The organism is Flavobacterium sp. HBTb2-11-1, from assembly GCF_009826975.1.
GTDB lineage: Bacteria > Bacteroidota > Bacteroidia > Flavobacteriales > Flavobacteriaceae > Flavobacterium.
The window spans coordinates 598332-608729 of sequence record NZ_WUMO01000001.1 but is presented as its reverse complement, the minus strand read 5'-3'; the positions used below and the strand labels follow the sequence as shown (position 1 = coordinate 608729).

Here is a 10398-nt window from a genome sequence, read left to right as displayed (position 1 = left end):
AATTTGATGCAATTATACTGTTAAATTTTAATAAGTATTAGATTAAATTTCTTTACAAAAACACTTCAAATTAAATTTTAACACACTACAAAAACACAACATTTATTATATAATTAATTAATTTACAAATGTTTAATTATGAAAAAAAAATGTTACAAAAATGTTAATTAAAAAAAACGTATATTACATTAGTTTAACAGCAACTGTTACGTTATAAATTAAAAATAATTTAAAAAATATGATTTATTCTGATTGATAAATCAACAATTTAAAATCAAAATAAAGCATTTATAATAAAAATATATTTAAAATTTTATGAAATCCGTAGTTAGATCTTTCGCATTGTTTTTGTTATTTTTCTTACAAACGAAAAGTTTTTCTCAGGTAAAAAATATCGGAATTCCTGATATAAAAAATTATAAAAGATCAGAGTACAAAGGTGGAACTCAAAACTGGAGTATTGACCAAGATAAAAATGGTAATATTTATTTCGCAAATAACAGCGGGCTTATCCAATTTGACGGCTCAAACTGGCATAAATACTCTTTACCCAACAAATCTGAGATCAGAAGCTTGAAGATTGATGCTTTGGGAAGAATATTTGTTGGAGGAAATAACGAATTCGGATATTTTAAAAATGATGAAAAGGGAATCTTAAAATATCATTCTCTATATAATTTATTAAGCCCGATAGATAAAGAAAATATTAATCTCATTTGGAGAATTCATATTTTTAATGGAGAAGTTATTTTTCAGTCCTTTAGTAAAGTATTTTTTCTAAAAAATGAAAAAGTTACCACTCTAACCGCCCCTCACAAGTTTCAATTTTCTTTTTTGGTAAACAACCGTTTGTATTTTCAAGATAAAACGTTGGGCGTGCTTGAATACAAAAACAGAAAACTTACCGCAATAAAAGGCACAACTGTCTTTAATGATAAGGAAATATGGTCTCTTTTTCAATTGCCAAACAACAGATTATTATACGCTACTTTAGAAAAAGGGCTATTCATATCTGAAAATGGCATAATTAAACCGTGGGCAACAGAAGCCAACGAGTTTGTCAAGAAAAACACTTCTCTTGGCGGATCAATCATCAAAAACAAATTTATAATTCTTAATTCTGTATTGGACGGAGCGATAATCTGTGATTTAAACGGAAAAATAATCCAGCATTTAAATCGTCAAAAGGGAATTCAGAACAATACGATTCTCGCCTCTTTTGTTGACAAAAAGAGCAATATCTGGCTTGGGCTTGATAATGGTATTACCTTTATAAATGAAAATTCGCCTTTTTCTTATTTTGATTACAGTTATAACATCGGTACGGTATACGCCTCAACAACGCATAACGGAAACCTTTATGTAGCCACCAATCAAGGGTTATTTTACCATCCTTGGGGAGCTTCATTTAAAGACAGTCCATTCTCAAGAGTTGAAGGAACCATTTCTCAAGTTTGGAATATTCAAGTCTTAAATAATGTTTTAGTATGCGCCAGTAATAGTGGAGCATTAATTATTGAAAACAATAGAGTTTCAAAAATACTAGACAATAAAGGTTATTTCGGATTTAAAAAAATACCAGATCACGAAAATTATATTATCGGAGAAAGCTATAATGGATTCTCTGTTTTTAAAAGATCAAGTACTGGATATGATTATCTTCATCAAGTAAAAGGGTTTGATGAAACGACCAATAATTTTTCTGTAGAAATTGACGCAAATTATTTATGGCTGAAAAAAAATCCGTTTTTATATCAAGTAAAGTTATCCGAAGATTTAAAAAGATTTGATTTCATAAAAAAGCATGTTAATATTTCAGAAAAATTTAAAGGAATAAACAGTCTCCAAAACATTAACGGTAAGGTATATTTCCAAGTAAAAAATCATTTTTATAGATATTCTGTCGAACAAGAAACGTTTTTTGAAGATAAAAAAATAACGAAATTATTTGACGGAATACCTACTATCAACACCCTAATAGAGGATTCAGCAGGAAACCTTTGGTACGCGTTTAATGAATCTCTTGGTGTATTAGTCAAAAATAAGAATGGAACTTTTACCAAAAAACAAGCCATATTCTCCAACCTGACTGGGAATTTGGTGAATAATTACATTTCGGTTAATGCAATAGATCCACAAAACATTTTCATCGGTTTGACAGATCGTTTGGCGCATTATAATTCAACTATTCCAAACACGTTCATGACAAAGCCGAAAGCTTTTATTGAAAGCTTTACCAACCCTGGAGATACGATTTTAACTGGAAATCTAACAAATAAATTAGAATCATACAGCATACCTTACAAATACAATCGTGTCAAATTTACTTTTGCATCTCCAACGTACGAAAATCAGGAAAATGTAATGTATTCTTATAAATTGGAGCCCTTTGAAGAGAATTGGCGCGGCTGGTCGTCTACAGCTATCAAAGAGTACACGAATTTAAGGGAAGGCAATTATGTAATGAAACTAAGGGCCAGAAATAGTTATGGCATAGAATCGAATATTACCGAAGTCGAATTTACGGTATCGCCTCCTTGGTACAGACATTTTTTGGCTTATTTATTTTACTTGGTACTCATTTTGCTTGGCGCTTATTTAATCTCAATCCGAATCAAACTGAAGATTAGAAAAAACAGGTATTATGAAACTATAGAACAAAGAAGATTGTATCTTGAAAAGGAAGCGAAAATAAGACACGAACAGCATGATTTGGAAAAAGAAATTGAAAAACTGAAAAACGACAAGCTCCAAATCAAAATTTTAGCAAAGGATAAAGAACTAGTAAACAATTCTCTACAAGTTGTAAAAAAGAATAAAGTTTTAAATGGAATCATTCATAAACTAAAAGATATTGATACTGGGATTCTAGATGAAACCACTAAGGCCGAATTCAGCAAACTGCATAAAAGCATTGTAAAAGAAGTAAATACAGACAAGAGCTGGAAAGACTTAGAAAAACACATTAAAAATGTGCATTTCGAGTTTTTAAAGCGTTTAAAAAGCCAATACCCTACTATTTCTCCTAGAGAATTGGATTTATCAACTTATTTGTTAATGAATATGTCAACCAAAGAAATAGCAGAAATTATGAACATTTCGACAGGTGGTGTTGAGTTAGCCCGCTACCGCCTAAGAAAGAAATTAGGATTAAACAAAAAAGAAAACCTAATTGGATTTTTAATGAGTATATAAAAAAGAAAACCATTCAGTTTGAATGGTTTTCTTTTTTTTAAATATAATCTAAAGTTCGCTCTAAGGCCATACCTCGCGAACCTTTTATCAATATCATATTGGAATCAAATTTGAAGGTTTTTAGAAATTCTGCAAAGGAATCAAATGTCTCAAAAAACTGAATATTTTCATTTGAAATCTTATTGGCAAAAAATGATTTTCCTATTAAGAAGCATTGTGTCTGTTTTTGATCTGCCAAAGAATCAACAATAACCTTATGCTCATAAAGGCTTTCGTCTCCCAATTCAAACATATCTCCAAGAATCATAATCTTATTTTTCTTGTCTAACTGTAAGAAATTAGCAATGGCAACAGCCATACTGCTCGGATTGGCATTATATGCATCTAAAATGATCTCATTTGATCCTTTTTTCATCATTTGAGATCTATTGTTGGCAGGGATATAATTTTCAATAGCGCTCTTTATATCGCTCTCTTTTACATCAAAGTATTTTCCAATTGCTGCAGCCGCATTAATATTATTTGCATTATAAAGTCCAATCAAATGTGATTCTACAGAAAAATCATTATAGTCAATAGCTACAAAAGGATTAGCAGCAATATTTTGAATATTTAGATTAGCATTTTCCTTTTTTACCCCGAAAGTAAATGATTTTATTCCTCCTGATTTCTCAATCTGAATAGGATCTTCAAGATTTACAAAAACAGTTTTCTGGTACGCTGCAAGATATTGATACATTTCACTTTTACCAGCAATCACCCCTTCAACTCCTCCAAAACCTTCCAAATGCGCTTTTCCGAAATTGGTTATGTAGCCAAAATCTGGTTGTGCAATCTGGCATAGAAATTCGATTTCTTTTTGGTGATTGGCTCCCATTTCTACAATCCCAATTTCTGTTTCTTTGGTAAAAGAAAGCAAAGTTAATGGGACGCCTATATGATTGTTTAAATTGCCTACAGTCGCTTTTGTTTTAAACTTTTTTGACAGTACAACATTGATTAATTCTTTTGTAGTTGTTTTTCCGTTGCTGCCCGTTAAGGCAACAATTGGTAGAGCCAAATAAGTCCTGTGAAATTTTGCCAATTCTTGAAGCATTTTCAGGCTGTTTTCTACCAAAATCGTTCTATCGTCGATAAAATAAGATGCATTATCAATAACAACAAATAAAGCACCTAAATCTAATGCTTCTTTAGCAAATGTATTCGCATCAAAATTCTCTCCTTTAATGGCAAAGAACATTGAATTCTTTTCGATTTTTCTTGTATCAATAGACAGGGAACTGCATTGTAAAAACAAGTTATGAATGTCTTGAATATTCATTTATATATTTTTTAATAAGTCATAAAAGTAGAAAAAAACAATAAAAAAATTCCAAATTCCAGACTGAATATTCAGCTTTTGGAATTTGGAATTTTTAGTATTTGAATTCCTAAATCTTAGTTTCTAGGAGATTTTCTTTTTTCAGATTTTGAACCTACTCTAGACATTGCACATCTGAAACCAATATAGTCAGTTGCCATATCTTGAGGGAAATATCTTCTTTGAGCTGGATCTAACCAGTAAGCTCTATCTCTCCAAGATCCTCCTTTGTAAACTCTTACTTTATCATCGATTAAAGTTGTACGTTTACTAGAGTTATCATATTTTCTAATCATTTTTCCTAAACTGTCTGTTGTAACATTGTGTTTAGGAGAGTTGTACATTGCCTGATCTGCTTTTGGCCCAGACTCTGAATCACCAAAATCGAAAAATCTAGAAGATTGCTTATCACCATCTCTGTAGTTGATGTTATCGCTTTGGCTAAAATTTTGTCTTAAATAAGTTTCTTGTTCGTCAACTGGTACTTGAGCAATTTCTCCTGGAAGGTTTCTTGCAATAACTTTACCGTTACTTAAAGTGTCATATTTAATTGTAGATGTTGTAACAATTTCAATTTTACCATCTTTACCAATTTTGTTTTTAGCATATTGGTTACCTCTATAGTAGTTGAAATCATTTGCTTCGTTATCAATGATAGGTCTGTAAACGTCAGCTACCCATTCTGCAACGTTTCCTGCCATATCGTATAGACCGAAATCGTTTGGCGCATAACTTTTCACAGCATTTGTGATATCTGCTCCGTCATCTGACCAACCTGCAATTCCACCGTAATCACCGTTTCCTTGTTTAAAGTTAGCCAATTGGTCACCTCTGTTTTTACGTTTGTTAGAACGTGTGTAATCTCCAGACCAAGGATATTTCTTTTGTCCTTTGTAGATATTGTATTCTCTTTGTCCAACGTCAGCTGCAGCTGCATATTCCCACTCAGCTTCTGTAGGAAGTCTATATTCTGGTAAAATAATTCCAGATGAACGTTGTGCGTAAACATTTTTCTCTTCTGGCACAACACCGTCTTTACCAGCTTTAGGTCTTCTTCCAGTTGGATTTTTCTTTAAAACGATTTCTTCGCTTGCACCACGTGATGTACTTGGAGACATTAAGTATCCTTCTGTATTAAATGCATTTTCAGCATTAACATCATTTGTTTTAGCGCCTTTTTTAAGATATCCGTTTTTCTCTAAAACAGCCTCGTTAACACGGTCTGTTCTCCATTTACTAAATTCAACTGCTTGAATCCAGTTCACACCAACTACAGGATAGTTAGCATAAGATGGGTGTCTTAAATAGTTGTTAGTCATCGTTTCGTTGTATCCTAAACGATTTCTCCAAACTAATGTATCAGGAGATGCTCCTTCGTAAATGTTTTTGTAATTTTCTTCTGTTGGCGGGAAAACTTTCTTTAACCACTCTAGGTATTCTAAGTACATACCGTTCGTAACTTCAGTTTCATCCATATAGAATGATTGAACGTGTTGTTGAGTTGGTGTGTTATTCCAATCGTGCATAACATCATCCTGTACTTTACCCATAGTAAACGTACCTCCTTCAACAAAAACTAAACCAGGACCAGCCTGTTGTTTTTTACCTGCATTTCTGGCAGCAGTTCCATTCTGACTATCTACATCCCAGCCAGTAGCTCTAGAAGCGTGAGTGGAACTCGATTTTTTGCTACAACTAGCCGTGCCCAACATCAATACCATTGACATCATTAACTGCAAGACTACAATTTTGTTTACTTTCATACTCATTCTTAGGTGATAAATTTAGGTGCTGCAATATAATAATTAACATTTAATTAGCAACATCTGTTCTAATAATTTTATTTAGCTGTTTTTTACCAGAAAATAACCTTTAGTTACGAACGCAAAAATATACTTTTTATTATTACTATAACATGAAATACTATATTTTTACTTACTAATTATTTTTTAATTAAATTTCGCCTTTTTAACAGATGAAGCAAGCATTTCTAATTTACATTTTTTTAATCCCAATTCTCTCATTTTCACAGCTAAATGGGACGATTACAATCGATTGGCAAAATAAAAAAGAGGTAAATTATGGCGAAAACAAATTTATAATTCCGCACTTCTCAGGAAGCAGTTTCCGCTTCGACATTACAAAAAAAAGCATAACATTGCTTCAAAACTTAAATCAGTCTGGCGTTTCAAACGGCAGTTCAGCACAAATTAGCAACGTAGTCTACGAATCAATTTCTCGAGCTGATTTGGGAGATTTAACACTTGAAAATATCCCTGCAAAGCCAAATGAATCTATAATAATTACAAACGCAAGGGATATAAAATATTCTTTTCTCTCTTTATCTCCTATAATTAAGGAAGGAAACAGCTACAAACGTATAAAATCCTTTTCTTACTTTATTAGCAATTCAAACGCACGAACTGCATCGACTTCTTCATTTCAAAAATCGGCAGCAATTGTAAATTCTGTTTTGGCCTCTGGCGACTGGTATCGGTTTTATATTCAGAAATCAGGTGTTTATAGAATCGACAGGTCTTTTTTACAAAGTTTAGGATTTGACGCTTCTAAAGTTGACCCACGAAGAATAAAAATTTATGGAAATGGCGGAAGAATGCTTCCTCTTGCCAACAGCACTTATTATCCCAATGACTTAACAGAAAATGCCATACAGATAGCTGGCGAAAACGATGGTGTTTTTAACAATGAAGATTATATTCTTTTTTATGCCGAAGGAACTGACAATTGGAATTCTGAAAGCCAGACCAACTTAAATTTATATGATAGCAAATCCTACTATTATATTACCGCTTCTGGAGGAGATGGAAAACGCATTCAAAATCTAAATCAGCCGACAGGAAACAGCACTTTAGAGTTAAACACGTTTGATGACTATCAATACCACGAAATTGATCAAACCAATATTGTGCATCTTGGACGCCAGTGGCTCGGAGAATCATTTGATATTAACCAAGAACAGGAATTCTCCTTCAGCTTTCCAAACCTCGACACTTCTGTACCTGTAAAAATGGAGGTAAGCGCAGCAGCTGCATCATTAACCACCACTTCTTTTGCCATAACAGCCAACGGACAAAATGCAGGTTCGATAAGCTTTCCGCCGTTAATAGCCAACTCTGACACCAAATACACAACAGGCAAACTTCCCTCAAATGCAGAATTTACTGGAACAGACAATATAAAAATAAAACTTACCTATAATAATAATGGTGTTCCAGGATCAAAAGGCTATTTGGATTACATTAACCTCACCGCAAAACGAAAACTTTTAGGCACAGGCAAACAATTTCATTTTCAATACAATGCCGCAGGCTCTACAGGTGGAATTGTCAATTATACTATTGGAAACGCATCAGGAATAGCACAAATCTGGGACGTTACAGACCTATATAATATATCTAAAGTTGAAACTGCAAATCAGTCTTCTTTTAGTTTTAAAGCTAATTTAGGAGAGGTTAGAAAATACGTCGCCATAGATCCTTCTGATTATTATGCCCCATTAAAAGAAAATCAATCAAAAATTGCCAACCAGAATTTAAAAGGAACACTTTTCAGGAACAGCCAAAATGTTTTTCAAGATATTGATTACGTTATAGTGACACCAAAATCTTTAGCGTCTCAAGCCGAGCGATTAGCCAATTTTCATAGAACAAACTCTGGTTTAAACGTAAAAGTTATTTCTTTGGAAAACATCTATCAAGAATTTTCTTCTGGCAAACAAGATATTGCAGCCATTAGAAACTGTGTTAAATATATTTACGACAATGCTTCTTCATCAGACAAAAGAGTGCGTTACTTAAATTTATTTGGAGATGCTTCATATGATTATAAAGACAGAATTTCGAACAATACCAATATTGTACCTATATATCAATCTCTAATAAGCAATACTGTAGGCGAAGCTTCATTTCCGTCTGATGATTTCTACGGATTAATGGACTCTAACGAAGGAGTTATTATTCCGTCTCTTGCTGGGATTGACATTGCCTTAGGAAGAATGCTGGTTTCAGACAATGCACAAGCTCAGGAAATGGTAAACAAAGTCATAGATTATCATGACACAAAATCTTATGGAAATTGGAGAAACAATATCGTTTTAATTAGTGATGACTCTGATAGACCTGGCGATCAGACTTTACAAGCAAACCAAAATGCTCTTGCAGATCAAATTGCGACTGAAAAACCTTTTTTTAATATTGATAAAATTTTTCTGGACGCCTATACACAAGAAGCTTCTGCAGGCGGATCGCGATATCCAAAAGCGAGAACGGATTTTTTTAATGCTTTTGAAAAAGGCGCTCTAATATTTAATTATTTAGGGCATGGTGGCGAAGATGGACTGGCCAGCGAAAGAATTTGGGAGAAATCTGACGGGCAAAACCTTGCAAATCAGTACAAATATCCGCTATTCATTACCATTACATGTGAATTTTCCCGTTTTGACGACCCAACAAGACCAACAGCTGGAGAATACGTGTATTGGAATCCAAAAGGAGGCGCAATTTCAATGCTGACCACTGTTAGAGAAATCGGACAGACAAATGCTGAAGAATTCAACAAAACAATTAGCAAAAGTCTTCTTTCTTATGGCTCAAATCAATATAACACTATCGCCGAATCTTTAAGAATATCCAAAAATGAAAATCCGAGCTCTTCGAGCAATGTTGTCTTCTATATAGGCGATCCTGCTTTAATGCTTGCTATTCCAAAACCACGAATTAATTTAACGAAAGTAAACGATATTGTGATTTCGCAAACTATTCCTGATTTAAAATCATTATCAAAAATTAAAATTTCGGGAGAAATCACAGATGAAAACAACACTCTTTTAAGCAATTACAATGGAGAGTTAGCCACGGCTATATTTGACAAATTAATTACAAATACTACTTTAAACAATGATGGTTTTAGTCCTCCAATGCAATTTAAAACACTTGGAGAAACCATTTTTAGAGGAAATGCATCTGTTACCAACGGACAATTTGAGTTTAGCTTTGTGGTTCCTAGAGACATTAGAATTCCAGTTGACAACGGCAGAATCAGTTTTTATTCGAAAAAAAACGAATCATTAGAAAACCAAACTGGTTACAATAACACCATTAAAATTGGAGGAATTAACGAAAATGCGCCTCAGGACAATATAAGTCCAAAAGTGAAGTTATATATGAACGATGAAACTTTTGTGTCGGGAGGAATTACAAATGAATCGCCATTTCTTTTGGCATTTCTAGAAGACGAGAACGGAATTAATACAGCAAGCGGAATCGGCCATGATATTGTCGCTATTTTAGATGGAGACGTGAGTAATCCTTATATTTTGAACGATTACTATCAAACAAAATTAGATGATTATACCAACGGAAATCTACGTTTCCCATTCCGAAATTTAGCGCCTGGACTGCATACCATAAGTTTTACTGCTTGGGATGTTTACAATAATCCCGTTACGAATGAAATTCAATTTACAGTTGTAGGAGATGATTCCTTGACATTATCACACGTTCTTAATTACCCAAATCCATTTTCAACTTATACACAATTTTGGTTTTCTCATAATAGACCTTATGAGCCACTAGACGTGCAGGTTCAGGTAATGACCATTACAGGAAAAGTAGTTTGGACAAAAAATCAAACCGTTACGACAGAAGGATTTTTATCAAGAGAAATAACATGGGACGGAAGAGATGATTTTGGCGATAGAATCGGAAAAGGAGTGTATATTTACAAACTGACTGTAAAGTCTAATTTAACAAATAAAAAAGCAGAAAAATACGAAAAGCTTGTCATCCTATAATATTATATATATTTGCATCACCAAAACACTA

The 10398-nt window shown here is 33.2% G+C and carries 4 protein-coding genes; 2 read left to right on the top strand and 2 right to left on the bottom strand.

What is annotated here, in order from left to right:
• Positions 1–315 precede the first annotated feature (315 nt).
• The gene (locus GR162_RS02685) at positions 316–3195 is read left to right on the top strand and encodes a triple tyrosine motif-containing protein (protein ID WP_160780885.1); all 2880 of its coding nucleotides are present in this window, start codon (positions 316–318) and stop codon (positions 3193–3195) included.
• Positions 3196–3232: 37 nt separating this feature from the next.
• Here GR162_RS02685 and murF read toward each other — a convergent pair whose 3' ends face one another.
• Positions 3233–4516, bottom strand: a complete 1284-nt coding sequence (gene murF, locus GR162_RS02680; RefSeq protein ID WP_160780884.1) for a UDP-N-acetylmuramoyl-tripeptide--D-alanyl-D-alanine ligase — start codon at positions 4514–4516, stop codon at positions 3233–3235.
• Positions 4517–4632: 116 nt separating this feature from the next.
• The gene (gene gldJ / locus GR162_RS02675) at positions 4633–6318 is read right to left on the bottom strand and encodes a gliding motility lipoprotein GldJ (RefSeq protein ID WP_008466671.1); all 1686 of its coding nucleotides are present in this window, start codon (positions 6316–6318) and stop codon (positions 4633–4635) included.
• 212 nt (positions 6319–6530) lie between these two features.
• Here gldJ and porU point away from each other — a divergent pair, with 212 nt between their 5' ends.
• Positions 6531–10367, top strand: coding sequence for a type IX secretion system sortase PorU (porU, locus tag GR162_RS02670; RefSeq protein WP_160780883.1), 3837 nt, complete (start codon positions 6531–6533; stop codon positions 10365–10367).
• The last annotated feature ends 31 nt before the right edge of the window (positions 10368–10398 follow it).